At 67.4% G+C, this 24,281-nt stretch carries 23 protein-coding genes and 3 tRNA genes; 24 read left to right on the forward strand and 2 right to left on the reverse strand.

The window, feature by feature from the left end:
* From KIT86_RS18015 to KIT86_RS18060, 10 genes are all read left to right on the forward strand, one after another.
* On the forward strand, positions 1–766 hold a 766-nt coding region (locus tag KIT86_RS18015), incomplete at its 5' end, for a TAXI family TRAP transporter solute-binding subunit (protein ID WP_297400868.1).
* Positions 767–868: 102 nt separating this feature from the next.
* Positions 869–3,451, forward strand: a complete 2,583-nt coding sequence (locus tag KIT86_RS18020; RefSeq protein WP_297400869.1) for a TRAP transporter permease — start codon at positions 869–871, stop codon at positions 3,449–3,451.
* Between the two features lies 1 nt (position 3,452).
* The gene (locus tag KIT86_RS18025; protein ID WP_297400871.1) at positions 3,453–4,100 is read left to right on the forward strand and encodes an aspartate/glutamate racemase family protein; all 648 of its coding nucleotides are present in this window, start codon (positions 3,453–3,455) and stop codon (positions 4,098–4,100) included.
* A gap of 110 nt (positions 4,101–4,210) precedes the next feature.
* Positions 4,211–4,297 (forward strand) — tRNA-Leu (locus tag KIT86_RS18030).
* Positions 4,298–4,371: 74 nt separating this feature from the next.
* A complete protein-coding gene (gene tig / locus KIT86_RS18035) occupies positions 4,372–5,682 on the forward strand; it encodes a trigger factor (RefSeq protein WP_297400873.1) in 1,311 nt (436 codons plus the stop codon).
* 187 nt (positions 5,683–5,869) lie between these two features.
* Positions 5,870–6,487: an ATP-dependent Clp endopeptidase proteolytic subunit ClpP gene (gene clpP, locus KIT86_RS18040; protein WP_297400875.1), complete on the forward strand. Its 618-nt coding sequence runs from the start codon at positions 5,870–5,872 to the stop codon at positions 6,485–6,487.
* A gap of 135 nt (positions 6,488–6,622) precedes the next feature.
* Positions 6,623–7,882 (forward strand): ATP-dependent Clp protease ATP-binding subunit ClpX, encoded by a 1,260-nt coding sequence (gene clpX, locus KIT86_RS18045; RefSeq protein WP_297400877.1) that lies wholly within the window; start codon positions 6,623–6,625, stop codon positions 7,880–7,882.
* An 88-nt stretch (positions 7,883–7,970) separates the two neighbouring features.
* Entirely contained in the window at positions 7,971–10,403 is a 2,433-nt protein-coding gene (gene lon, locus KIT86_RS18050) for an endopeptidase La (protein ID WP_297400879.1), read from the forward strand.
* A 99-nt stretch (positions 10,404–10,502) separates the two neighbouring features.
* Positions 10,503–10,578 (forward strand) — tRNA-Gly (locus tag KIT86_RS18055).
* Between the two features lie 72 nt (positions 10,579–10,650).
* A tRNA-Cys gene (locus KIT86_RS18060) sits at positions 10,651–10,724 on the forward strand.
* 73 nt (positions 10,725–10,797) lie between these two features.
* Here KIT86_RS18060 and KIT86_RS18065 read toward each other — a convergent pair.
* Entirely contained in the window at positions 10,798–11,439 is a 642-nt protein-coding gene (locus KIT86_RS18065) for a hypothetical protein (protein WP_297400881.1), read from the reverse strand.
* Between the two features lie 249 nt (positions 11,440–11,688).
* Here KIT86_RS18065 and KIT86_RS18070 point away from each other — a divergent pair, with 249 nt between their 5' ends.
* From KIT86_RS18070 to KIT86_RS18095, 6 genes are all read left to right on the forward strand, one after another.
* On the forward strand, positions 11,689–12,276 hold the full coding sequence (locus tag KIT86_RS18070; protein WP_291112465.1) for a hypothetical protein: 588 nt from the start codon (positions 11,689–11,691) through the stop codon (positions 12,274–12,276).
* 16 nt (positions 12,277–12,292) lie between these two features.
* A complete protein-coding gene (locus KIT86_RS18075) occupies positions 12,293–12,460 on the forward strand; it encodes a hypothetical protein (RefSeq protein ID WP_297400883.1) in 168 nt (55 codons plus the stop codon).
* A 3-nt stretch (positions 12,461–12,463) separates the two neighbouring features.
* A complete protein-coding gene (locus tag KIT86_RS18080) occupies positions 12,464–12,955 on the forward strand; it encodes a hypothetical protein (protein ID WP_297400885.1) in 492 nt (163 codons plus the stop codon).
* Positions 12,956–13,124: 169 nt separating this feature from the next.
* Complete coding sequence (locus KIT86_RS18085) at positions 13,125–13,742, forward strand: hypothetical protein (RefSeq protein WP_297400887.1); 618 nt, start codon at positions 13,125–13,127, stop codon at positions 13,740–13,742.
* 18 nt (positions 13,743–13,760) lie between these two features.
* Entirely contained in the window at positions 13,761–14,498 is a 738-nt protein-coding gene (locus KIT86_RS18090) for a hypothetical protein (RefSeq protein ID WP_297400889.1), read from the forward strand.
* Positions 14,495–14,896 carry a hypothetical protein gene (locus KIT86_RS18095; protein WP_297400891.1) on the forward strand — a complete coding sequence of 134 codons (402 nt, stop codon included), beginning with the start codon at positions 14,495–14,497 and terminating at the stop codon, positions 14,894–14,896. Before KIT86_RS18090 ends, KIT86_RS18095 begins: the two co-directional genes overlap by 4 nt.
* A 12-nt stretch (positions 14,897–14,908) precedes the next feature.
* Here the strand turns inward: KIT86_RS18095 and KIT86_RS18100 are convergent, their stop codons facing one another.
* A complete protein-coding gene (locus KIT86_RS18100; RefSeq protein ID WP_297400893.1) occupies positions 14,909–16,528 on the reverse strand; it encodes a PAS domain-containing protein in 1,620 nt (539 codons plus the stop codon).
* A 389-nt stretch (positions 16,529–16,917) separates the two neighbouring features.
* On the opposite strand from KIT86_RS18100, the gene fliF reads away from it, so the two are divergent.
* From fliF to KIT86_RS18140, 8 genes are all read left to right on the forward strand, one after another.
* Positions 16,918–18,597, forward strand: a complete 1,680-nt coding sequence (gene fliF / locus KIT86_RS18105; protein WP_297400895.1) for a flagellar basal-body MS-ring/collar protein FliF — start codon at positions 16,918–16,920, stop codon at positions 18,595–18,597.
* Positions 18,581–19,606: a FliG C-terminal domain-containing protein gene (locus KIT86_RS18110; protein ID WP_297400897.1), complete on the forward strand. Its 1,026-nt coding sequence runs from the start codon at positions 18,581–18,583 to the stop codon at positions 19,604–19,606. The genes fliF and KIT86_RS18110 overlap by 17 nt, the downstream gene beginning before the upstream one ends.
* Positions 19,603–20,313 (forward strand): flagellar assembly protein FliH, encoded by a 711-nt coding sequence (gene fliH / locus KIT86_RS18115; protein WP_297400899.1) that lies wholly within the window; start codon positions 19,603–19,605, stop codon positions 20,311–20,313. The genes KIT86_RS18110 and fliH overlap by 4 nt, the downstream gene beginning before the upstream one ends.
* The gene (fliI, locus tag KIT86_RS18120; protein ID WP_297400901.1) at positions 20,310–21,617 is read left to right on the forward strand and encodes a flagellar protein export ATPase FliI; all 1,308 of its coding nucleotides are present in this window, start codon (positions 20,310–20,312) and stop codon (positions 21,615–21,617) included. Before fliH ends, fliI begins: the two co-directional genes overlap by 4 nt.
* Entirely contained in the window at positions 21,614–22,048 is a 435-nt protein-coding gene (locus KIT86_RS18125) for a flagellar FliJ family protein (RefSeq protein WP_297400904.1), read from the forward strand. The genes fliI and KIT86_RS18125 overlap by 4 nt, the downstream gene beginning before the upstream one ends.
* Before the next feature lie 170 nt (positions 22,049–22,218).
* Entirely contained in the window at positions 22,219–23,580 is a 1,362-nt protein-coding gene (gene fliD / locus KIT86_RS18130) for a flagellar filament capping protein FliD (RefSeq protein ID WP_297400906.1), read from the forward strand.
* A 43-nt stretch (positions 23,581–23,623) separates the two neighbouring features.
* A complete protein-coding gene (fliS, locus tag KIT86_RS18135) occupies positions 23,624–24,010 on the forward strand; it encodes a flagellar export chaperone FliS (protein WP_297400908.1) in 387 nt (128 codons plus the stop codon).
* A partial coding sequence (locus tag KIT86_RS18140; protein WP_297400910.1) for a hypothetical protein occupies positions 24,003–24,281 on the forward strand: 279 nt, incomplete at its 3' end. The genes fliS and KIT86_RS18140, both read left to right, overlap by 8 nt.

A 24,281-nucleotide genomic window follows, 5' to 3' on the forward strand; every position in this document is an offset into this window, starting at 1 on the left:
CTCGGTGTTCAACGTCAACACGATCAAGGCCGGTGAACTCGACCTCGGTTTCACCCAGTCCGACGTGCAGTTCAACGCGCTCAAGGGCGTGGGGCAGTTCAAGGATGCGGGTGCCTACGGCGACCTGCGCGCGGTGTTCGCCGTGCATCCCGAGCCCTTCACGGTGGTGGCTCGCAAGGAAGCCAACATCACCCGGTTCGAGGACTTCAAGGGCAAGCGCTTCAACGTCGGCAATCCGGGGTCGGGCACGCGCTCGTCCATGGAAGAGCTGCTGGCCGGCATGGGCTGGAAGCTGAGCGACTTTTCGCTCGCCTCCGAGCTCAAGGCCGACGAGCACGGTCCGGCGCTGTGCGACGGCAAGATCGATGGCTTCTACTACGCCGTGGGCCACCCGAGCGCCAACATCCAGGACCCCACCACGTCGTGTGGCGCCAAGCTGGTGTCCATCACCGGCCCGGCCGTGGACAAGCTGGTGGCCGAAAAGCCGTATTACGCCAAAGTCACGCTGCCTGGCGGCCTGTACCCGAACAATCCCCAGCCCACCCAGACCTATGGCGTGTCCGCCACCGTGGTGGCGTCGAGCAAGACCTCGGCCGAGACCGTGTACCAGGTGGTCAAGGCGGTGTTCGACAACTTCGACGAGTTCAAGAAGCTGCACCCCGCGCTGGCCAACCTCACGCCAGAGGGCATGGTCAAGGACGGACTGAGCGCGCCGCTGCACGAAGGCGCGTTGAAGTACTACAAAGAAAAGGGCTGGGTCAAGTGAGGTGAGGCAGCGGGCCGTGCGAACGGCCCGCCTGTCCAGATGGCGAAGGTGCTTCGCCATTTCCTGTGATCTTCACCATCGCCACCCAGGCCCGGAGCGCCCATGAGCACCGACATCGAAAAAGCCCCCGAAGCCCTGCAGCAACTCGTGGCCGACAGCGACACCGGGGGGCGCAAGCCCACCGGCTGGACGGCCGGCGTGGTGTTCACCGTGTGCCTGCTCTGGGCGTTGTTCCAGTACTGGTACGCCTCGCCGCTGCCGTTCGAGCTGGGCATCGGCATCCTCAACGACACCGAGGCGCGCGCCATCCACCTCGCGTTTGCGCTGTTCCTGGCCTTCCTGGCCTGGCCGGCGTTCAAGCGATCGGCGCGCGACCGCGTGCCGGTGGTGGACTGGCTGCTGGCGCTGGCCGCGGCGTTCTGCGGCGCGTACATCATGCTGTTCTACGCCGAGCTGGCCACCCGGCCGGGCCAGCCCAACAGCCTGGACATCGCGGTCGGCTTCGTGGGCGTCGTGCTGCTCCTGGAAGCCACGCGCCGCGCGGTGGGCTGGCCCATGGCCGCACTGGCCGCCATCTTCCTGGCCTACTGCCTGCTCGGGCCGCACCTGCCGGAAGTGCTCTCGCACAAGGGCGCCTCGGTGAACCGGCTGATCTCGCACATGTGGCTCACCACCGAAGGCGTGTACGGCATCGCGCTCGGGGTGTCGGCCGGCACCATCTTTGTGTATGTGCTCTTCGGCGCGCTGCTGGACCGGGCCGGCGGCGGCAACTACATGATGCAGGTCAGCTTCGCGGCGCTGGGCCATTTGCGAGGGGGGCCAGCCAAGGTCGCCGTGGTGTCCTCGGCGCTCAACGGCATGATCTCCGGCTCGTCGGTGTCCAACGTCGTCTCGGGCGGCATCTTCACGATCCCGCTGATGAAGAAAGCGGGTTACGGTGGCGTGAAGGCTGGGGCCATCGAAACCATGAGCTCCGTCAACGGCCAGATCATGCCGCCGGTGATGGGGGCGGCCGCCTTCCTCATGGTGGAGTACGTCGGCATTCCCTACGCGGACATCGTCAAGCACGCCTTCCTGCCCGCCACCCTGTCGTACATCGGGTTGCTGTACATCGTGCATCTCGAAGCGCTCAAACTGGGCATGCAACCCATCGTGCAGGCGGTGGCGCGGCCCTGGCGCGTGCGCGTGATGCGCAACGCCATCGGCCTCGCGGGCAGCATCGTGGTGGTGTGCGCCGTGTACTACCTGCTGCAGGCGATCAAGGCCTTCATGGGCGTGGCCGCGCCCTATGCCGTCTCGGCGGTGGTGCTCGGCCTCTACCTGTTTTCGGTCTACCAGGCCGCGGGCTGTCCGGACCTGCCCGAGGACATCGACATCGACAACCCTCAGCCCTTGCAGACCTGGCCCACCGTGCGCGCCGGCCTGCACTACCTCATGCCGATCGCGGTGCTGATCTGGTGCCTGATGGTCGAGGAAATGTCGCCCGCACTCTCGGCCTTCTGGGCCGTGACCGTGCTCGTCGTCCTCATGCTGACGCAGCGGCCATTGATCGCGCTGTTCCGCAAAACCAGCGGCGCGGGCACCTGGCTGCAGGGCTGGCGCTCGGTCGTGGACGGCTTCAACGACGGCTCGCGCAACATGATCGGCATTGGCGTGGCCACGGCGACGGCGGGCATCATCGTCGGCGCGATCACGCTCACCGGGCTGGGCCTGCGCATGACGGAGTTCGTCGAGTTCGTGGCGCAGGGCAACGTGATGATGATGCTGCTCTTCATCGCCTTCGTGTGCCTGGTGCTGGGCCTGGGCGTGCCGACCACCGCCAACTACGTGCTGGTGGCCACGCTGATGGCCCCCGTGGTGGTGGAGCTGGGCGCCCAGAGCGGGCTCATCATTCCGCTGATCGCGGTGCACCTCTTCGTCTTCTACTACGGGATCATGGGGGACATCACGCCGCCCGTGGGGCTGGCGACCTTCGCCGCCGCGGCCATCTCGGGTGAAGACGCGATCCAGACCGGCGTGCAGGGCGCCATCTACGCGTTGCGCACGGTCATCCTGCCCTTCATCTGGATATTCAACCCGCAGCTGTTGCTGATCAATGTGCACGGCACCGGTGAACTCATCCGCCTGCTCCTGGCCTGCACCCTGGCCACCTTGCTCTTCGCGGCGGTGACGATGAACTGGTTCCGCGTGAAAAGCCGCTGGTGGGAAACGGTGCTCCTGCTGTGTGCGGTGGTGCTGCTCTTTCGCCCCGACCTTTTCATGGACCGCCTCGCACCGGAATACCGCCAGGTGCCTGCCACACAGGTGTATGACGTGGCGCGCGATACCCCTTCCGATGAGCGGGTGGTGATGGTCATCCAGGGAACCACCATCGAGGGCGATGACGTGGTGAAGACCGTGGCCGTGCAGCTCGGCGAAAAAGGCGAGGACGGGCGAAAGCGCCTGAGCGACGCCGGTCTTCAGCTGGTGCCCCTGGGTACAGCGGTGCAGATCGGGCAGGTCAAGTTCGGCACGCGGGCGGCCAAATCGGGCTTCGAGCAGGGCTGGGATGTCAGCGCCGTGCAGGTGCCCAACGACCGGCCCACCACTCACTGGTTCTACCTGCCGGCGCTGCTGCTGGTCGCGCTGGTCTGGTGGAACCAGGGCCGGCGCCTGGGCGTGGCGCGAACCCGGAAGGCCGCCTGACATGCGCATTGCCCTGATCCACGCGCTGGCGCATTCGGTCGCGCCCATCAACGAGGAACTCGCGCGCGCCTGGCCCGAGGCCGACCGCATGAACCTGCTCGACGACAGCCTGTCGGCCGACCTGGCGCGAAGCGGCAGAGGGCTCGACGCGGCCATGCACCAGCGCTTCGAGACCCTGGCGGCCTACGCCGAAAGCACGGGGGCCGACGCCATCCTGTTCACCTGCTCGGCGTTCGGCCCGTGCATCGAGGCCGCAGCGGCGCGGCGCCCGCACATGCCGGTGCTCAAGCCGAACGAGGCCATGGTGGCCGAAGCGGTGGCCGTGGCGCGCGGGGGGCGCATCGGTCTGGTGGCGTCCTTCGCGCCGACGCTCGCTTCCATGCCGCCGGAATTCCCGGCCGGCACCGAACTCGTCACCTGCCTGGCCGAGGGGGCCATGGACGCCCTCAACCGGGGCGATGACGCCGGCCATGACGAGCGCGTGGTCGAAGCCGCGCGCTGGCTGGTGGGGCAGGGCTGCGACGTGATCGCGCTGTCCCAGTTCAGCATGGCGCGCGCGCAGCTGGCGGTGCACAAGGCCGTGGGCATTCCGGTGCTCACCACGCCCGGCAGCGCGGTCCGCGCCCTGCGGCACCGCCTGGGGGCCTGAGGCCTCCCGGCCGGGGTGGGCGCTGCAGCTACAATCTAAGGTTGCCGTGAAGTGGACAACCGGCCGTCCAGCGCTGCTTTTGCGCTGCACCGGAAAACCCCCTATGAGGCGCGCGGGTGGCGAAATTGGTAGACGCACCAGGTTTAGGTCCTGACGCCAGCAATGGTGTGGGGGTTCGAGTCCCCCCCCGCGCACCACACCACAGACGAACAGACAGACCCCCCGGGTCGGCCAGACAGGCTGGTTGACCGACACCCTTTTGGAGAATGCCATGACCGTGAACGTTGAAACCCTGGAAAAGCTCGAGCGCAAGATCACGCTGACGCTGCCGGCCGATGTGATCCAGAAAGAAGTGTCCAACCGCCTCAAGCGCATCGCGCGCGACGTGAAGATGGACGGCTTCCGTCCGGGCAAGGTGCCGATGAACGTCGTGGCACAGCGCTACGGCTACTCGGTGCACTACGAAGTCATGAACGACAAGGTCGGTGAAGCCTTCGCCACGGCCGCCAACGAAGCCCAGCTGCGCGTGGCCGGCCAGCCCAAGATCACCGAGAAGGAAGGCGCCCCCGAAGGCCAGCTGACCTTCGACGCCGTCTTCGAGGTGTATCCGCAGGTCAAGATCGACGACCTGACCACCGCCTCGGTGGAGAAGGTGTCGGCCGAAGTGGACGACGCCGCCATCGACCGCACGCTCGACATCCTGCGCAAGCAGCGCCGCACCTTCGCGCAGCGCGCGCAGGACCAGGCTGCCCAGGACGGCGACCGCGTCACCATCGACTTCGCCGGCAAGATCGACGGCGAGCCGTTCGAAGGCGGCAAGGCCGAGGCCTTCCAGTTCATCGTCGGCGACGGCCAGATGCTCAAGGAATTCGAAGACGCCGTGCGTGGCATGAAGTCGGGCGAGTCCAAGACCTTCCCCCTGGCCTTCCCCGCCGACTACCACGGCAAGGACGTGGCCGGCAAGACGGCCGATTTCCTGGTCACCGTGAACAAGATCGAAGCCGCCAACCTGCCGGCCGTGGACGAAGCCTTCGCCAAGTCCCTGGGCATCGCCGATGGCACGGTGGAAGGCCTGCGCGCCGACATCCGCAAGAACCTGGAGCGCGAAGTCAAGTTCCGCCTGCAGGCCCGCAACAAGCAGGCCGTGATGGACGCCCTGGTCGCCAAGGCCGAGCTGGACCTGCCCAACGCCGTCGTGCAATCGGAACTCGAGCGCCTGGTGGAAGGCGCCCGCGCCGACCTCAAGCAGCGTGGCGTGAAGGATGCCGACAAGGCCCCGATCCCCGAGGAGCTGTTCCGTCCCCAGGCCGAGCGCCGCGTGCGCCTGGGTCTGGTGGTGGCCGAGCTGGTGCGCGCCAACGAGCTGCACGCCAAGCCCGAGCAGGTCAAGGCCCACATCGAAGAGCTGGCCGCCTCCTACGAGAAGCCGGCCGACGTGGTGCGCTGGTACCAGGGCGACAGCAACCGCATGGCCGAGGTGGAAGCCATCGTGATCGAGAACAACGTCACGGAGTACGTGCTGTCCAAGGCGCAGATCACCGAAAAGTCGGTCAGCTTCGACGAACTGATGGCCCAGGCCTGATCTGCCGCGCGGCAGGCTGCTGGAAGAGGGCGGAGCGATCCGCCCTTTCTTTTTCGGGTTTGCCCCCCATCTGCCACTGCCACCCCGTCCGTCCCGCGGTCGCCCCGGTCAAGCCACCGGTCGCCGTGGGGCCACATGGGGTTGGTTACAGTAGTGATATGGCAAGCCTCAACACACGGAGTAACGCATGAGCGCAATGGACATTCAAGGTTTGGGCATGGTGCCCATGGTCATCGAGCAGTCGGGCCGCGGCGAGCGTGCGTACGACATCTATTCGCGCCTGCTCAAGGAGCGCGTGATCTTCCTGGTGGGCCCGGTCAATGACCAGTCGGCCAACCTCGTGGTGGCGCAGCTGCTGTTCCTGGAAAGCGAAAACCCCGACAAGGACATCTCGTTCTACATCAACTCGCCCGGGGGGTCGGTGAGCGCAGGAATGGCGATCTTCGACACCATGAATTTCATCAAGTCCGACGTCTCCACGCTGTGCGTCGGCATGGCCGCGAGCATGGGCGCGTTCCTGCTGGCCGCTGGCGCCAAGGGCAAGCGTTTCGCCCTGCCGAACTCCAAGGTCATGATCCACCAGCCGCTGGGCGGCACCCAGGGCCAGGCCACCGAGATCGAGATCCACGCCCGCGAAATCCTCAAGACGCGCGAACAGCTCAACAAGATCCTGGCCGAGCGCACGGGCCAGCCGCTGGAGAAGATCGAGCGCGACACCGAGCGCGACTACTACCTCTCGGCCGCCGAATCCGCCGAGTACGGCCTGATCGACAAGGTCATTGAAAAGCGCCCCGGCGCCCTCTGACCCCGTCCTGGCCATGGCCACCCATGGGCCGCCAAACCGGGGAGACGGTGCCAAAACCGGCGCTTTTCCCTCGTTTGGCCCCCATGGGGCTTGAACTATCATTGTTGCTACCGCCTCACCCGAGCCCCCAGACCTATGGCCGACAAAAAAGCCGCCTCCAGTGAAAAAGCGCTCTACTGCTCGTTTTGCGGCAAGAGCCAGCACGAGGTCAAGAAGCTGATCGCCGGCCCCTCGGTGTTCATCTGCGACGAGTGCATCGACCTGTGCAACGACATCATCCGTGACGAGTTGCCGGGCCTCGAATCCGTCAAGGCCTCGGGCGACGACGTGCCCACGCCGGCCCAGCTCAAGGCCAACCTGGACAATTACGTCATCGGCCAGCAAGCGCGCCAAGCGCGCGCTGGCCGTGGCCGTCTACAACCACTACAAGCGCCTGCGACAAGCCGCCCGAAGGACGACGTCGAACTGGCCAAGAGCAACATCCTGCTGATCGGCCCGACCGGCTCGGGCAAGACCTTGCTGGCCCAGACCATGGCACGCATGCTCAACGTGCCCTTCGTCATGGCCGACGCCACCACCCTGACCGAGGCCGGTTACGTGGGCGAGGACGTCGAGAACATCGTCGCCAAGCTGCTGCAGAGCTGCAACTACGACGTTGAGCGCGCCCAGCAGGGCATCGTCTACATCGACGAGATCGACAAGATCACGCGCAAATCCGACAACCCTTCCATCACCCGCGACGTGTCCGGCGAAGGCGTGCAGCAGGCCCTGCTCAAGCTGATCGAGGGCACGATGGCCTCGGTGCCGCCGCAGGGTGGGCGCAAGCATCCCAACCAGGACTTCCTGCAGGTCGACACCACCAACATCCTGTTCATCTGTGGCGGCGCATTCGCCGGCCTGGAGAAGATCATCGAGAACCGCACCGAGGCCTCGGGCATCGGTTTCGGCGCCGTGGTCAAGAGCAAGAAGCAGCGCAGCATCACCGAAGCGTTCAAGGAAATCGAGCCGGAAGACCTGATCAAGTTCGGCCTGATTCCCGAGCTGGTGGGCCGCGTGCCCGTGATCGCCGCGCTGTCCGAGCTGAGCGAGGATGCGCTGGTCGAAATCCTCACCGAGCCCAAGAACGCCGTCGTCAAGCAGTTCTCCCGCCTGCTGGCGATGGAAGGCGCCGAACTCGAAGTGCGCCCCGCCGCCCTCAAGGCGATCGCCCGCAAGGCCCTGGCGCGCAAGACGGGCGCGCGTGGCCTGCGCTCGATCCTGGAAAACGCGCTGATCGACACCATGTTCGATCTGCCAGGCATGAGCAATGTGGAGAAGGTGGTGGTCGACGAATCGACCATCGAGGAAAACAAGCCACCCTTGCTTGTGTACCGCGAGGCGGCCAAGCAGGCTTGACGCGCCGGCTTCGTCCAACCCCGTCACGGATGCGTCCGGTTGAGATCGATCGCACCGACCCCATTTACCCGTTTTAGTCGAGGTTGAAATGTCCGGACAGACCCCCCTTCCCAGCACGCCGGTCGAACTGCCACTCCTGCCTTTGCGCGACGTGGTGGTGTTCCCGCACATGGTCATCCCGCTGTTCGTGGGCCGCCCCAAGAGCATCAAGGCGCTGGAGTCGGCGATGGAGGCCGAGCGCCGCATCATGCTCGTGGCCCAGAAGGCCGCCGCCAAGGACGAACCGTCGACCGACGACATGTTCGAAATGGGCTGCGTCGCCACCATCCTGCAGATGCTCAAGCTGCCCGACGGCACCGTGAAGGTGCTGGTCGAGGGCGTGCAGCGCGCCAAGGTGCTGGCCATCCGCGATGGTGAGAGCCATTTCATCGCCAGCGTGAATCCGGTCGACCCGGCCGTGGAGCGGGCCGACACCCAGACCAACGAACTCGAAGCGCTGCGCCGCGCCGTGATGCAGCAGTTCGACCAGTACGTCAAGCTCAACAAGAAGATCCCGTCGGAGATCCTCACCTCGATCTCCAGCATCGACGATCCGGGTCGCCTGGCCGACACGATCGCCGCGCACCTGCCGCTCAAGCTCGAATCCAAGCAGGTGGTGCTCGACCTTGATCCGGTCAACAAGCGGCTGGAAAACCTGTTCGAGCAGCTCGAGCGCGAAGTCGACATCCTCAACGTCGACAAGAAGATCCGTGGGCGCGTGAAGCGCCAGATGGAAAAGAACCAGCGCGACTTCTACCTGAACGAACAGGTCAAGGCGATCCAGAAGGAACTCGGCGAAGGCGAAGAGGGCGCCGACATCGAAGAGATCGAGAAAAAGATCAAGGCCGCCAAGATGCCCGCGGAAGCGCGCAAGAAGGCCGATGCGGAGTTCAAGAAACTCAAGCTGATGTCGCCCATGTCGGCCGAGGCCACCGTGGTGCGCAACTACATCGATGCACTGGTCGGCCTGCCCTGGAGCAAGAAGACCAAGATCAAGCACGACCTCGCGCATGCCGAGGCGGTGCTCAACGAAGACCACTACGGCCTGGAAAAGGTCAAGGACCGCATCCTCGAGTACCTCGCGGTGCAACAGCGCGTGGACAAGGTCAAGGCGCCCATCCTGTGCCTGGTCGGCCCACCCGGCGTCGGCAAGACCTCGCTCGGCCAGTCGGTGGCCAAGGCCACGGGCCGCAAGTACGTGCGCATGGCGCTGGGCGGCATGCGCGACGAAGCCGAGATCCGCGGCCACCGCCGCACTTACATCGGTGCCATGCCGGGCAAGGTGCTGCAGAGTCTCAACAAGGTCGGCACGCGCAACCCGCTGTTCCTGCTCGACGAGATCGACAAGCTGGGCACGGACTTCCGTGGCGACCCTTCCAGCGCGCTGCTGGAGGTGCTGGACCCGGAGCAGAACCACACCTTCGGCGACCACTACATCGAGGTCGACTTCGACCTCTCCGATGTGATGTTCGTCGCGACCTCGAACTCGATGAACATCCCGCCGGCCCTGCTGGACCGCATGGAGGTGATCCGCCTCTCGGGCTACACGGAAGACGAGAAGACCAACATCGCGATCCGTTACCTGCTGCCCAAGCAGCTCAAGAACAACGGCATCCGCGAGGGCGAGTTGGAAGTGCGCGACGACGCCGTGCGCGACATCGTGCGCTACTACACCCGCGAAGCCGGGGTGCGTTCGCTCGAGCGCGAGCTCTCCAAGATCTGCCGCAAGGTCGTCAAAGGCCTGCTGCTCAAGAAGTACACGCCCACCGTGGTGGTCAATGCCGAGAACCTCAGCGAATTCCTGGGCGTGCGCAAGTACAGCTACGGCCGCGCCGAGGCGCAGAACCAGGTGGGCCAGGTGGTCGGCCTGGCGTGGACGGAAGTGGGCGGCGATCTGCTGACCATCGAAGTGGCCATCATGCCCGGCAAGGGCGTCATCACGCGCACGGGTTCGCTCGGCGATGTGATGAAGGAATCGGTGGAGGCGGCCCGCACCGTGGTGCGCAGCCGCGCCCGCATGCTGGGCATCAAGGACGAGCAATTCGACAAGCGCGACATCCACATCCACGTGCCTGACGGCGCCACGCCCAAGGACGGCCCGAGCGCCGGTGCGGCGATGACGACCGCGCTGGTCTCCTCGCTCACGGGCATCCCTGTGCGCGCCGATGTGGCCATGACGGGCGAAATCACGCTGCGCGGTGAAGTCACCGCCATCGGCGGCCTGAAGGAAAAGCTGCTGGCTGCCTTGCGCGGCGGCATCAAGACCGTGATCATCCCTGAAGAGAACGTGAAGGACCTCGCCGAGATTCCCGACAACGTGAAGCAGGGTCTGGAGATCGTGCCGGTGAAATGGATCGACAAGGTCCTGTCGATCGCGCTCGAACGCCAGCCCGTGCCGCTCACCGAAGAGGAGGTCGCGGCCCAGATTGCGGCGGCCAGCGTCAGCAAGCCGACGGCATCGCCCGATGCAGTGAAACACTGATCAAAAAATTTCGAGGGGCTTGAAAGAGGCCCTTTTTTCGGGTTAGAATCATGGCTTACCGAAATGCAGCAGCAAACGCAGCGGCAAGCGGTAAAAAATGCGGGAATAGCTCAGTTGGTAGAGCGCAACCTTGCCAAGGTTGAGGTCGCGAGTTCGAATCTCGTTTCCCGCTCCAAATTCAAAAGGGAAGCTCTGCTTCCCTTTTTTGTCGGAGTTTGAGAGCGGTGTCTTTGGCACCGGTCCTGACGGCGCGATAGCAAAGCGGTTATGCCCCGGATTGCAAATCCGGTTAGTCCGGTTCGACTCCGGATCGCGCCTCCAAAACAGTTGATCTTCCCACCGACCCAAGCTCGCCCACGGCGGGCTTTTTTTTCGTCTTCGCGCGATCGATCGCTCAGCTCTCGAAATCCAGGGCGTTGGGTTCCAGTGGCAGGTTCTGCGCGCCGCGCAGCAGGCCGAACACCTCCGCGAAGGCGTGCACCTCGTCCCCCAGGCCTTCGGCGCGAAAGCTCGGCCGCTCCTGCCCCACCGCCGCCACGTTGGGCTTGATGGTCTGAGCCGACTTGCCGTCAAAGCTGGTGAACGCGGCCCGCACCGGGGTCTGCACCACGCAGCGGCGCAGGTCGAAGCCGGTCTCGCAGCCGATCAGGTAGATGCGGTCCTTCTGCATCGAGGCCGGCTCCATGGGCACCAGCACCGCCAGGATGCAGTCACCCGCCCGCACGCCAAAGCCCATGTCGCGGCGGGCGCGGAAGTAACCGAGCTCGGCATCATCCTCGCTGGCACGCCCATCCACCATGCCCTCGGGCAGGCAGATCGCCAGATCCTCCCCCGGGCCGATGGCGGGAACGACCCGGGTGCCCTGGGGCATCGCCTCGGCGCCGGCGTCGAAGAAGTACCCGGGTGACTTCTGGGTCAGCGCACAAAGGGTGAGCAGGGCCTCGTAGTCCGGGAGCACGTCGCCCGTGAGGAAGGCCGAGGCCAGGCTTTCGTCCACGCCGAGCCGGAAGGCCAGTTCGCGACTTTTCTCACGCATGGCAGCCGGGAAGCCCAGCTGATCCAGGCTTGTTCTCAATCGAGCCCTAAAGCGTGCGGAAAGATCGCCGATAGACAGAGGTTCAAGACTTGGCATGAGGGCTGGGCGTTGGAGTGTGGGCGTTGCAAACGGCCTGATGCCATGGTAGACGCCAACCGGCTCGCTGGGCGTAACACAATGCGCCCAGCAGGCGCATTGGGGACGCTGATCAAGAACAAACTAGGGAATGTACACATGATGACGGCGCTGATGGACTCGCGGATTCAAGGCAATCTGCATCTGCCCACGTACGAACGGGCCATTCGCGCCGAAAACCTCAAGGCGCTGGCCCGGCGCTGGCACATCGCGCGCAGTTCCGAGCTGGTCGACCCGCGCGTCATCGCGCGCTGGTTCCCGGGGCAGCGCAATCTGCTGGAGCTGCTGGCCCTGCTGAGCGAGGACGAAGTCATCAAGCTGGCGGACTGCTCGCATCCGCTGTTTTCCATGATGATCCACACGGGGCTGCTGCCCACGACGTCGGCCTCGCTCGTGCAGCCTGGCGAGTTCGAGGCCGCCAATCGGCAGGAAGCCTTCATGGCCCTGGCGGTGCGCGTTGACAGCATCAAGACCTCGTTCGACGAGGCTTGCGTGCTGTTTGATCTTTCGATGAGCGAGGCCGTGCACGTGCGCCGCTTCGGGCCTCATGAGCTCTGGGACATCTCGGCCAACCCGGGCCTGGTGATGTTTCCGGTCGCCAGCGACCACTACTTCGAGGCCGCCGCCACGCGCGACCTGACTTCTTCGCAGAAAACGCAGTTCATGGTCATGAGCCGGCGTTCGAAGAACCGCATTCACTGAAACCAGGGACATCACCATGATCAACACCGCAGGCCGCGCCCTTGCTTCTTCTGGACACAAACGCGTCCTCTTCGAGGACCAGGTATCGGACGAGCGATTCGAGGCCCTGATCGAGCTGACCTCGCGCACCAAGCTGATCGTCAAGCTGCTGGGCACCGATGTGAGCGAGCAGCGGATCAAATAGGAGATGGACCGCCGCCTCGGGCAGTACGGCATCAAGGTCAAGCGGCCCCGGGGCCTGGGACAAACCACGACCGCCAAGACCTTCCTGGACAGTGCGGCGGAGCGCTTCGAGGCCTCGTACCTGATGGCCTTGCATTTCGGAACGCGGGGCATTGGCGAGTACGCCGTGGTCGAGACCAATTTCGGCAAGGCGCTGGACAAGATGATCGAGGTCTACAACAAGTACCGCCGAACCGTGCCCCCGGTGGGTGAGAGCCAGCGCATCACCTTCGAGACCTATGCGCTGCTGGTCGAGGGCCTGCAGAGCCGCGAGATCGAAGTCCGGCAATGCGGCTCCTGCAACACCAAGCACCCGGTGGTCAAGCAGCACCAGGGCCCCGTCCACTGCCCCGCATGCGCCACGCAGGATCTGCGCATGGACGAAGCGCGCGCCGAAGTGCAGGCCCGCATCGCCGCCTACCGCCAATCGCGCAACCAGATGCCGAAGTTTGGCTGACACCTTCCCTCTACGGGGCCAAACGGCACCGTAGGCCGAGCGGCCGCCGAGCCATTGGGTAGAAGAATACCCGGATGCTTGAAACGTGGCTTTCATCCCTCCCGTCGCGATCCTGGCCGATCCGCCTGGCGCATGATGCGTCCGCGCCTTCCCGCGCGCGCGGCTCGACATGACGCAGATCGTCTCGCTCAACGCGGCGCGCAGCCGCCAAGCAAGGGCGGCGCAGGGCGGCGCAGGCACCGCCTACTGGCCCTTGCAGGCGCTGGAGTCGGGCGGGCCCGAGCAATGGATCCACGATGCGCTCGCGGGCCAACCCTACGAAGGCTTTGGCTTGTCCTGCTGGGCGCAGCAACCCAACCTCAAGCAGGCCACGCTCCGGCTGGCGTCCTTCATCACACCCTGCTGGCCGTGCGAGGACGGCAGCTCCCTGCTGGTGCGCGCCATCGGCGAGGCCGTCAAGCGTTCGGAGGTGGCCGTCGGCAACGGTGAGACCTTTACCGGCCGCTTCGTCGGCGTGTACCTCTACGGCCTGACCATGCACGCGAAGGACGTCGCGCGCGTCTCCATCTCGGGCGTGGACCGGTTCGGCATGGTGCAGCGCTGGCGGCATTTTTCGGAGCCCTTGCAGGCCTGGGCGCTGCGCCTGGGCATCGACACGCTGGTGGCCGAGGTGTCGGATGCGCTGCCCGCCGAGGTCGCGGTCGTGGGCATCCGCACGCACATGGTCGTCCAGGTGTCGGACCCGATCGACACCGGCTACCTCATGAAGCACGCCGCCCAAGGGTGATGACCAGCGCCGGTTGCCATGCACAGCGATGACCAAGCTCTTCTGTATGGCCTGAGCGCGCGGCGCGCTCCGCGCCACAACCCGGCGAGCTGCTTCGCGTGCCACAAGTACATGCTCTCGAGCATCCTCCAGGTGCTGCAGGAGCGGGGGCACGCGCCCCACCAGGGGCCGGCCTTGATGCTTCGCGTGGTCCACGCGCATTCGCAGCTCGATGCCGGCACAGGCCCGGATGCCCTCGATTTCGGCGACACCAGCTCATGGGGTGAACTGCGATCGGGCGACCCGCACGAACCGAGGCCATTCGCCCTGTCGGTGTTCGACACCCTGGCCACCCAGGGCCAGGCGGGCACCTTGGCCGAGGTGCTGTTGCGCCTGGCGCCCATCCCCTGGGCCCAGACCGCCAGCCTCACCGACGAGGAGGTCGCCCACAGCAGCATCGTGCACCTGGCGTTCGCGCCGCGCCTGCCGGACGACCCGCTGGTGGTCCACAGCTGCAACGCGGCGGGGCAGGGCGTCACCCACCTGCGCAAGGCCGGCCGCTGGCAGCGCAACGGCGGCGAGGATGTCGTGCGCGCCGCGCTGCGGCACGCGCACAGCCAGGTCCCGCGCGGCCATCCGCCCCAGCCCCCGGGCGAGGCCTACACCAGCGTGGGTGAAGTGCTCAGGGGCTTTGATCACATCCTGGTGCGCGCCGCCTTGAGAGAGCTGCAGAACCAGGAGGCCATGGAAAGCGAAAGGAGGAGCGTGTGGCTATGAACCCGACATTCGATACCGATCACCTCGCAGGCGATGTGATCCCGATCTTCCAGCACATGGTGAAGACCCCGCACATGAAGGCCATGCAGGACGTGCTGGACATCACCGCGGTGATCGACTCGGTGCTGGCGCGGGATTTCGGCGGCAAGGGCCGGGGCATCCACTCCAAGCTCGACAGCGTGCGCCACCCGGTGCCCGCCCGGCTGGACCGGCGGCTGCGCTACCTCGCGGCCGTGCGCAACAAGGCCCTCAACGAGCCGGACTGGGCGATCCCGCAGCGCGAGCGCTATCTGGCTGAATGCCGCGCCGCCGCCATCCGCCTGCTCGACATCAGCCGCCTGCGCCAGCGCAGGGCGAACCTGCTGCAGCGATGGCTGGGCCGCCTGGCCGGCGGCTGAGCGCCCGCGCGATCAGCAACCGAGCGCGGCCAGGCCGGCGCCTGCCATCGTCGTCTCCACGGGCAGCGTGAAGTAGACCGCGCAACCGTGGCCCGGCGTGCTGTCGAGCCAGATGCGGCCGTTGTGGCGCTGCACGATGCGCTGGCACAGGGCCAGGCCCGCGCCGTGGCCCTCGAAATCCAGCGAATGGTGCTGGCGCTGGAACATCAGGAAGAGGTTGCTGGCCTTGGCGACATCGAAGCCGACCCCGTTGTCCACGATGAAGAACAGGCAAGTGCCATCGCTCTCCATGCGGCACCCGATCTGGATCTCGGCCGGCTCGACCTTGCGCGTGAACTTCATGGCGTTGTCCAGCAGCCGCGTGAACAGGTCGGTGACCATCGCCGCGTCGGCCACCACGGCCGGCAGCTCGGGCTGGATCTCCCACCGGATCGGGCGGCCAGGGTCCGTCTGCTGCAGGCGCGCGATCACGCCGTCGAGCACCTGCGCCATCGCCAGCCGCTCCGGGTGCAGGTCGATGCGGCCGATGCGCGAGTAGGTCAGCAGGTTCTCGATCATCGCGTTGAGGCGCTGCGAAGCCCGCTTCATGGCGTCGCGGAAATGCCGGACCTCTTCGCTGGCGTTCTCGCCCAGTTCCTCGGCGATCAGGCCGGCAAAGGTGTTGATGTGCCGCACCGGCCCGCGCAGATCGTGCGTGATGGAGTGGGTGAAGATGTCCAGGTCCTTGTTGGGCACGGTGTGCTGGCGCACCCGCTGTGTCACGCGGCGGTCCAGCTCGGCGTTGAGGTCGTTCATGACCCGGTCCAGGTCCTTCATCGCGGTCATGTCGCGCGTGATGCAGGACAGGCCTTCGAGCTCGCCGTCGTCGCCCCGCAGCGCGGTGATGAGCGTCTGGCCCCAGAACGCCTCGCCACCGGCGCGCCGCAGCCAGCCGCGGGTTTCCCATTGGCCGCGATCGATCGCCAGCCGGATGGTGTCGTCGATGCCGATCTCCGCCTCTTCACCGACCCGTGGCGCCGCCATGTCGGCCAGGTGCATGTTGCCCACCTGTTCCCGCGAGAAACCGTGCAGGCGGCGCGCGCTTTCGCTCCACTCGGCGATGCGGCCCGCCGGGTCGAGGAAGTACAGGCACGAGTCCTGCAGCGCATCGGCCATGAGCTCGAAGCGGCGCTTGTTCTGCGCGAGCTCATCGGCCTGCTGGCGCTGCGCGACTTCTTTCGTCTCGACAAACACACCCCGGATCACGCCGTCGTGCACGTCGGGTGTGAACGCGGTTTCCGTGCAGGCGGCGCCTGGCCCCGATGCCGGGTGTTCGGTGCGCCGCAGCTGTTGCTCGCCAGCCAGGGCCTGCATGAAGCGTGGCAGCAGGGCGGGCAGGGCCTCCTGGGGGAAACAGTCCTGGAACGGCCGGCCTTCCAGGGCCGAGGGATCGACGCCAAGGCCGTCGCAGAACGCCTGGTTGCCGAAGCGGCAGCGCAGATCCGGATCGAAGTACGCGAGTTGCCACGGCAAGCGGTCGGCGATCGAGCGCGTCAGTGCCGCCTGCGCCTGCAGCCGCTCGATCGTCAGGGCACAGGAGGCCTCTTCTGCGGCCTGGGATGAGGGGGACGCGGACGGTTCAAGGGTGGGCATGGGGAGAAGTGCTTTCTGTCGGTGGCGCTGCTGTGCGCAGCCTTGCACACCAGCCAACGCCCGAAGACGGGGCGGCGCGCGCGGCGTCAACCATACCAGCAGCCTGTGGCGGCGGTGCGACTGCCCGGCGCATCCCGCCCGCATCGCCGCCAAATTTTTTCGTCCCTTGCGAGCAAATTGGCACGCTTGCCCGGCCCAACCTTGGGGGGCGCCGTCCACACGGCGGCAGGTCCGTGTGGCAGGCGAGCGCGCGTTAGTTCGAAAGCAGTCGTTTGCCGAAAGAGCGCTGCGCGAACCCGGAGCTACGGGGGGATTTGGGCTCAAAGAGCGAAGCGGTCAAGGGGTGGCCAGCGCCAAGAATCCATCCGTACTCCAACAGGACCCATTGAATGAATGCACTCAGGCTCATGCGCGACAAGCTGCCCTCGGGCAAAGCCTTGGGCGGCGCCTTGCGTCCTGAACAGATCACCCGCCTTTTGCCCGTCGTGCTGCTGGCGATCGGCATCACGGCCCTGGTGATGATGTTCCTGTGGAACGACCAGGCCAGCTACAAGCCGGTGTTCGGTGCGCGCGAGCAGGTGCCGGTGTCGGACATGATGGCCACGCTGGATGCCGAGGGCATCGCCTACCGGCTGCACCCCGAATCGGGGCAAGTCCTGGTCTCGTCCTCCGATCTGGGCCGCGCCCGCATGCTGCTGGCGGCCAAGGGCGTCACCGCCCGCCTGCCCGAAGGGCTGGAGCTCATGGACAAGAACGATCCCCTGGGCGTCACGCAGTTCGTGCAGGACATCCGGTTCCGCCGGGGCCTCGAAGGCGAGCTGGTGCAGAGCATCACCTCCATGGACGCCGTGCGCTCGGCCCGGGTCCACCTCTCCGTGGCGCGCTCCTCCACCTTCGTGCTCAACGCCCAGGACAAGAGCACCGCCTCCGTCGTGTTGAACCTGCACCCGGGCCGCACGCTGGGCAACGAACAGATCGCCTCCATCATCCAGCTCGTGGCCGGCAGCGTCTCCAACCTGGACCCGGCGCGCGTGAGCGTGGTCGATCAGGCCGGCCGCCTGCTCTCGGCGCGCGTCGACGTGAAAGACGGCATCGACCAGGGCAGCTTTGCCGACGAAGCCGTGCGCAAAGCGCAGAGCGACATCCTGCAGAACGCACACCAGTTGCTGCAACCCTTGCTCGGCGCGGGCAACTACAACGTGAGCGTGGCCGTCGAACTCGGCCAGGACCGCGTGCAGGAAACCCAGGAGCGCTACGGTGACGTGCCCAAGGTCACCAACGAGGCCTCGCGCGAAGAAAGCAACCGCGACCGCGTGGCCCTGGGTGTGCCTGGCTCCCTGAGCAACCGCCCGGCCACGCCGGCTCCCGATGCCGCACCCAACACCGCCGAGCGCAGCGCCGTCACCCGCCAGTTCGCCTACGACCGCAGCGTCACCACCATCCAGCGGGCGCGCGGCCAGCTCAAGAAACTCAGCGTGGCCGTGGTGCTCAACGACGGCGCCGCGCCCGGCGCCACCGCGGGCTGGACACCCGAGGACATCGCGCGCATGGAGAACCTGCTGCGCGGCGGCCTGGGCATCAACGCCGAGCGGGGCGACCAGCTCGTGGTCTCCTCGCTGGCCTTTCCCGGCGCCACGCCCGCCGTGCCCTGGTACGCAGAGCGCGAGACCGTGTTCGAGTTCGTGACCTGGGGCCTGTACGCCCTGGGCGCGCTGCTGTGCTATTTCCTGCTGGCGCGCCCGCTGCTGCGCATCCTGCGCGAGCGCCAGAAGCCGCCGGCCGAGGTCGGCATGACCGACCTGATCGCCCTCGAGGGCGGTGCGGCGGGCGCCACCGCCGAGCCGCCCGCGCTCGCCAACCCGGCACCGGCCGCCGTCGCGCTGCCCAACAAGGCCCAGCCGGCGAACTCCGGTGCCATGGTGCCCCTGCTCGCCGACTACGACCTGCCGCCGCCCGGCTCGCCCGTGGAGGTGCTGGTCAATCACCTGAAGGTGCTGGCCCAGAAAGAGCCCGAGCGCGTCGCCGAAGTTGTCAAACAGTGGGTCCAGAAAAATGCCGCCATCACCTGATCTGCAAGGGCCCGATGCCGGCTCGCTCTCGTCCACCGAACAGGCCGCCATCGTGCTCCTGAGCATGGGCGAACAACCCGCTGCCGCCGTGCTACAGCACCTCTCGCGCGAGGAGCTGCTCGATGTCACCCAGGTCATGTCGCGCATGAGCGGCATCAAGGTGGACATGGCGCGCGCCGCGCTGCAGCGCTTCTTCGACGACTACCGCGAACAAAGCGGCGTGCACGGCGCTTCGCGCGCCTACCTCAAAAGCTCGCTCGACATGGCGCTGGGCTCGAACATCGCCAGCAGCGTGCTCACCCGCATCTATGGCGACGCCATCCGGCCGAAGATGGCCCGGCTGCAGTGGGCTTCGTCGCGCTGGATCGCCGAGCGCATCGCGGCCGAGCACGAGCACATGCAGGCCGTCTTTCTCGCCTTCCTGCCTTCGGCCCTGGCCAGCGAAGTCATCGAGCGCCTGCCCGAGGACAACCGCGACCTCGTGCTGATGCAGATCGCCCAGCTCGGACACGTCGAGCACGACATCCTGCGCGAGCTCGAAGTCCTGGTCGACGCCTACCTGGCCAGCCTGGAGACCCAGAGCGCCACGGTCGAGGGCGTGCGCCAGGCCGCCGAGATCATCAACCGCATGCCCGGCAACCGCCAGAAGGTGGTCGAGCAGATGCGCGCGCGCGACCCGGCCGTGGTGGCACAGATCGAGGTCAGCATGTACGACTTCTTCATCCTCTCGCGCCAGAGCGAAGACGTCATCACCCGCATCATCGAAGCCTCGCCGCTGGACCTGTGGGCCGTGGCCCTCAAGGGCGCGGACCCCGAGGTGCGCCGCAAAGTGCTGCAGGCCATGCCGCGGCGCCAGGCGCAGGCCTTCGAGGACACCCTGCGCCGCACCGGGCCGGTGCCGCTGAGCCGCGTCGAACAGGCGCGCGCCGAGATCATGCGCGAGGTCAAGGCGCTGGCCGACAGCGACGAAATCCAGATCCAGCTGTTCGCGGAGGCCGTGGTCGCATGAAGACCTACCGGCCCCACCGCTTCCCGCCGCTGAGCCGCTTCACGCCGGCCCACGCGGCCTCGCCCGGCGACGCCGAGCGCGCGCAGGCGGCATTGGCCGAAGGCTTTCAGCAGGGCATGGACCGCGGCTACCGCGAAGGCTACGACAGTGGCGTGGAGCGCGGCGTGGCCGAAGGCCGCCTGCAGGGCCTGCGCGAAGGCCGCGAGGAAGGTCAGGCCGAAGCGCGCGCTGCCGTGCTGGCCCGCTGGCAGGCCCACGCCGCGCCGGTCGATGCCGCGCTGGCCGCCCTGCACCAGGCCCAGGACGACTACCAGAAAGCCCTGCGCAGCGAGGTCGTCGACCTCGTGGGCAAGGTGGCCCGCCAGGTCATCCGGGCCGAACTCACGCTGCAGCCCTCGCAGCTGCTGGCGCTGGTGGAAGAAGCGCTCAAAACCATGCCACCGGCCAGCGGCGAGATCGAGGTCTTCTTCAACCCCGAAGACCTGGAGCGCATCCGCGAGCTCGACCCCGCGCGTGCGCGGGCCTGGAAACTCATGGCCGACAGCCGCCTCGACGCCGGCGAGTGCCGCGTGCACTGCGGCGGCCAGGAAGCCGACGCCGGCTGCCGCCACCGGCTGCAGGCCTGCATGGAACAGATCGGCGCCCAGCTGCTCGACGCCGACCCCCTGGCGGCCGAACCGGCGCCCGACACGGAGCCCGCCGCGTGATCGCCGAGCGCCTCAAGTCCGTCGAGCTCACACAGGTGCCCGTCTCCGTGCCCACGGGGCGGCTGGTGGGCGCGGCAGGCATGCTGCTGCACGTCAAAGGCTGCCAGCTGCGCATCGGCCAGCGCTGCCGCATCGAAGTGGGGCCGGGCGACTGGGTCGAAGCGCAGGTGGTGGGCTTCAGAGACGAGATGACCTCGGTCATGCCCTTCAAGAAAACCGATGGCCTGAGCGCCGGCGCGCGCGTGCTGCCCATGGCCTCGGACGGCGAACTCCTCATCGGCCCGTCCTGGCTGGGCCGCATCGTCAACGGCCTGGGCGAACCCATGGACGGCCTGGGCCGCCTTGGGGGCGAACACCGGCTGGGCAGCCAGCCACCGCGCGTGGACCCGCTGCGCAAGCGGCCCGTGCACGAACCGCTGGATGTGGGCGTGCGCGCCATCAACGGCCTGCTCACGCTCGGCCGCGGCCAGCGCGTGGGCCTGATGGCCGGCAGCGGCGTGGGCAAGAGCGTGCTGCTGGGCCTGATCACGCGCCAGACCGTGGCCGATGTGGTCGTCGTCGGCCTCATCGGCGAACGCGGCCGCGAGGTGCGCGAGTTCATCGACCTCTCCCTCGGCCCGGACGGCCTGCGCCGCGCGGTGGTCGTGGTGGCGCCGGCCGACGAATCGCCGCTGATGCGCCTGCGCGCCACCGAGCTGTGCCATTCCATTGCCGCGCACTACCGCGACCGGGGCCAGAACGTGCTGCTGCTGCTGGACTCGCTCACCCGCTACGCCATGGCGCAGCGCGAGGTCGCCCTCTCGCTCGGCGAGCCGCCGGCCACGCGCGGCTACCCACCCTCCGTCTTCAGCGCGCTGCCGCAGCTGGTCGAGAGCGCGGGCAACGGCGAAGGCGAGGGCAGCATGTCTGCCATCTACACCGTGCTCGCCGAAGGCGACGACCAGCAGGATCCGGTGGTGGACACCGCGCGCGCCATTTTGGACGGCCACATCGTGCTCTCGCGCGCCTTGGCCGAGCGCGGCCATTACCCGGCGATCGACATCGGCCAGTCCATCAGCCGCTGCATGTCGCTGGTGGCCGGGCCGGCGCACGGCGCCTCGGCCCGCACCCTGAAAGCGCTGCTCTCCAGCTACCAGCAGGTGCGCGACCTGCTGCCCATGGGCGCCTACGTGCCCGGCGCCGATCCGCAGGCGGACCGCGCCGTGAGCCTGTACCCGCGCATCGAGGCCTACCTGCACCAGGGCGTCAAAGAAAGCGCGCCGCTGGCCGACTGCCTGCGCGACCTGAACGAGCTCATGGCATGAACCCACCCACCCACCTCATCACCCTGGGCCACCTGGTCACCGCGCGCGAGCGCGAGCAGGAGCGCCTGGGGGCCGAGCTCAGCCGCCAGCAATCGGTGCGCGAGCGCATGCAGCGCAGCGTGGACCGCCTGCACGCCATCTGCGAAGCCGCCGGGCCCTCGGGCAGCCAGCCCTTCCTGCTGGCCGCCAACTGCGCGGCCTACAAGCAATCGGTCATGGGGCTGGCGCAGGAGCAGCAGCGCAGCCTGGAGCGCCACAGCGTCGACGTGGAGGCGGCTCGCGCGGCCCTGCACGTCGCCTACCGCAAGCGCGAAGGCGTGGCCCAGGTGCTGCACAAGCGCGAGAGCGAGTGGCGCCTGGCCGGCGAAGTGCGGGCGCGAAAGCAGCTGGATGACGTGGCCCTGACCGTCTGGCGGCGCAACCCGCGATGAGGAATGGCCCCCACGCTCCACCGCTGCGCGGGTCGCTGCCCCCCAGGGGGGCGTTTTCACCTTGGGACGGCCCGGCGGTGAAAAAAATGCCGCGCGCCCTTCAAAAACCACCGCTCCCGGTCGCCTTGTCGGGCATGGGCGGGGCTTTTCCTGCCTGACCAGGAGCAACCATGGACATCAACCCGACCCAGATGGCGACCCAGCTCGCCACCATCTACACCCAGGGCACGCAGGAGATCATCACGCGCGACAGCAAGAGCGCCGATGCCACCAACGCGGGCTTCACCCGCCTGCGCTCGGCCCTCTCGGCGTTCAACACCGCGATGGATGCGCTCTCCGGCAAGAAGGGCCTGGTCAAGAACAGCGTGAGCTTCGCCGGCAACGCAGCAGCCACCGGCACGGCTTCCGCCTCGGCCCAGCCCGGCACCTACAGCTACTTCGTCGAGGCCGTGGCCTCCAACCACCAGATCGCCTACGCCGACCTGCCCGCCGTGCCCGTGGCCACCGGCGGGCCGCTGGTGATCCAGCAGGCCGATGGCAGCAGCTTCAATGTCAACCTCCTGATGGCCGACGCCGATGGCAATGGCACCCTCTCGCAGGCCGAGATCGCGCGCGCCATCAACCAGTCCACGGGCAACGCCGGCAAGGTGACGGCCCAGGTGGTCAACACCGGCAACGGCGCCCAGCTCATCCTCTCCTCCGGCGCCAGCGGCGAAGGCGGCGAGATCACCGTCGACGCCAGCGGCCTGCCCGCCGGCGCGCTCAAGGACGCCCTGAGCGCCACCCCCAACGAACTGGCGCAGGCGCGCGACGCGGTCGTGTGGCTGGGCGACCAGGGCACCGGCGTGCGCATCCAGCAGGCCAGCAACACCGTGACCGCCATCGACGGCGTCACCCTCAACCTCACCCGCGCCATGTCCACGGGCGATGCCCCCGCCACGCTGACCGTGGCCGCCGACGAGAGCGGCACCGCCGACAACGTGCGCAGCTTCGTGACCGCCTTCAACACCCTCCAGGGCGTCATCAACGACCTCACCAAGACCGACATCAGCGCGGCCTCCCGCGGCATCTTTGCCAGCGACAGCGGCGTGCGCGCCCTGCGCACCCGCCTCAACGACATCCTGCGCCAGGACTTCGGTGGCGTGCGCCTGTCCGAGCTGGGCATCTCCACCGACCGCCAGGGCGCGCTGACCTTCGACGCGGCCAAGCTGAAGAAGACGCTGGACATCAAGCCCGATGCGCTCGACAAGGCCTTTGGCTCGTCCAGCCTGTCCGCGCCCTCGGGCGTGCTGGGCTCGATGAACACCTACCTCAAGACCTGGCTCGACTCGGGCAACGGCCAGATCAAGCGCCGCCAGGACTCCGTCCAGGCCCAGCAGCGCGACATCACCACCCGCCAGGCCCGCCTGGACGAGCAGTTCGCGATGTCCTACGAGCGCTACCTGCTGCAGTTCACCCAACTCCAATCCCTGATGGGCCAGCTCAACCAGACCTCGGGCATGTTCGGCTCGTCGTCCTCGGCCACCGCCTGAGGACCGGCCGCACCGCCTGCCACCACCCCCGACGAGGACTTCCTTGACATACGACGCATACGAGAGCTACGCCCAGGTCAACCTGGGCGCCCAGACCGCACAGGCCTCGTCCGTGCAGCTGGTGCTCATCCTGATGAACGGCCTGCAGGACGAGCTGGCGCGCGCGCGCGCCCACATCGAGGGCGGCCGCTTCGAGGCCAAGGCCCGGAGCCTGGACAAATGCGTCGGCATGCTCAACGGCCTGTCCAGCTCGCTGGACACGGACGCCGGTGGCGAGGTGGTCGCGCAGGTCGCGCAGGTCTACGACTACTGCGCCCGCCGCCTGCACGAGGCCGGCGTCCGGCTGGACGTGGGCATGGTCGACGAAGTGGGTCGACTGCTGCGCACGCTGCAGGAAGGCTGGGAAGGCATGCAGGCCCACCATGGATAAGCGCCAGCCCTTCCTGGACCTCGCGGCGCGGCTGCGCCAGGAGACGCAGGCCGCCGACTGGACCGCGCTGGCCCGCACCGATCGACAGCTCGCCGCGCTGCTCGCCCGCCTGCCCGCCGTGGCGGCCCTGAGCGCCGCAGAGCAGGCGGCCTACCACGCCCTTCGCCAGGCGCACGACGCCGCGCGCGCCGCCTGCGCGCACGCCCACACCCAGGCCCACGAACGCCTGCAGGCCCTGTGCGACCAGCGCACCGGCTGGACCGCCTACGCC

Origin of the sequence: Hydrogenophaga sp., from assembly GCF_026125825.1 — a bacterium.
Taxonomy (GTDB): domain Bacteria; phylum Pseudomonadota; class Gammaproteobacteria; order Burkholderiales; family Burkholderiaceae_C; genus Hydrogenophaga.

Bases quoted from the DNA above. Each gene is read 5' to 3' on its own strand.
- clpP (WP_297400875.1), top strand. From the start codon at position 5,870: ATGAGCGCAATGGACATTCAAGGTTTGGGCATGGTGCCCATGGTCATC.
- fliD (WP_297400906.1), top strand. From the start codon at position 22,219: ATGGACATCAACCCGACCCAGATGGCGACCCAGCTCGCCACCATCTAC.
- KIT86_RS18090 (WP_297400889.1), top strand. From the start codon at position 13,761: ATGCACAGCGATGACCAAGCTCTTCTGTATGGCCTGAGCGCGCGGCGC.
- fliH (WP_297400899.1), top strand. From the start codon at position 19,603: ATGAAGACCTACCGGCCCCACCGCTTCCCGCCGCTGAGCCGCTTCACG.
- KIT86_RS18100 (WP_297400893.1), bottom strand. From the start codon at position 16,528: ATGCCCACCCTTGAACCGTCCGCGTCCCCCTCATCCCAGGCCGCAGAA.
- KIT86_RS18080 (WP_297400885.1), top strand. From the start codon at position 12,464: ATGGACCGCCGCCTCGGGCAGTACGGCATCAAGGTCAAGCGGCCCCGG.
- lon (WP_297400879.1), top strand. From the start codon at position 7,971: ATGTCCGGACAGACCCCCCTTCCCAGCACGCCGGTCGAACTGCCACTC.
- tig (WP_297400873.1), top strand. From the start codon at position 4,372: ATGACCGTGAACGTTGAAACCCTGGAAAAGCTCGAGCGCAAGATCACG.
- KIT86_RS18110 (WP_297400897.1), top strand. From the start codon at position 18,581: ATGCCGCCATCACCTGATCTGCAAGGGCCCGATGCCGGCTCGCTCTCG.
- fliF (WP_297400895.1), top strand. From the start codon at position 16,918: ATGAATGCACTCAGGCTCATGCGCGACAAGCTGCCCTCGGGCAAAGCC.
- KIT86_RS18025 (WP_297400871.1), top strand. From the start codon at position 3,453: ATGCGCATTGCCCTGATCCACGCGCTGGCGCATTCGGTCGCGCCCATC.
- clpX (WP_297400877.1), top strand. From the start codon at position 6,623: ATGGCCGACAAAAAAGCCGCCTCCAGTGAAAAAGCGCTCTACTGCTCG.
- KIT86_RS18125 (WP_297400904.1), top strand. From the start codon at position 21,614: ATGAACCCACCCACCCACCTCATCACCCTGGGCCACCTGGTCACCGCG.
- KIT86_RS18085 (WP_297400887.1), top strand. From the start codon at position 13,125: ATGACGCAGATCGTCTCGCTCAACGCGGCGCGCAGCCGCCAAGCAAGG.
- KIT86_RS18020 (WP_297400869.1), top strand. From the start codon at position 869: ATGAGCACCGACATCGAAAAAGCCCCCGAAGCCCTGCAGCAACTCGTG.
- KIT86_RS18065 (WP_297400881.1), bottom strand. From the start codon at position 11,439: ATGCGTGAGAAAAGTCGCGAACTGGCCTTCCGGCTCGGCGTGGACGAA.
- KIT86_RS18095 (WP_297400891.1), top strand. From the start codon at position 14,495: ATGAACCCGACATTCGATACCGATCACCTCGCAGGCGATGTGATCCCG.
- KIT86_RS18070 (WP_291112465.1), top strand. From the start codon at position 11,689: ATGGACTCGCGGATTCAAGGCAATCTGCATCTGCCCACGTACGAACGG.
- KIT86_RS18075 (WP_297400883.1), top strand. From the start codon at position 12,293: ATGATCAACACCGCAGGCCGCGCCCTTGCTTCTTCTGGACACAAACGC.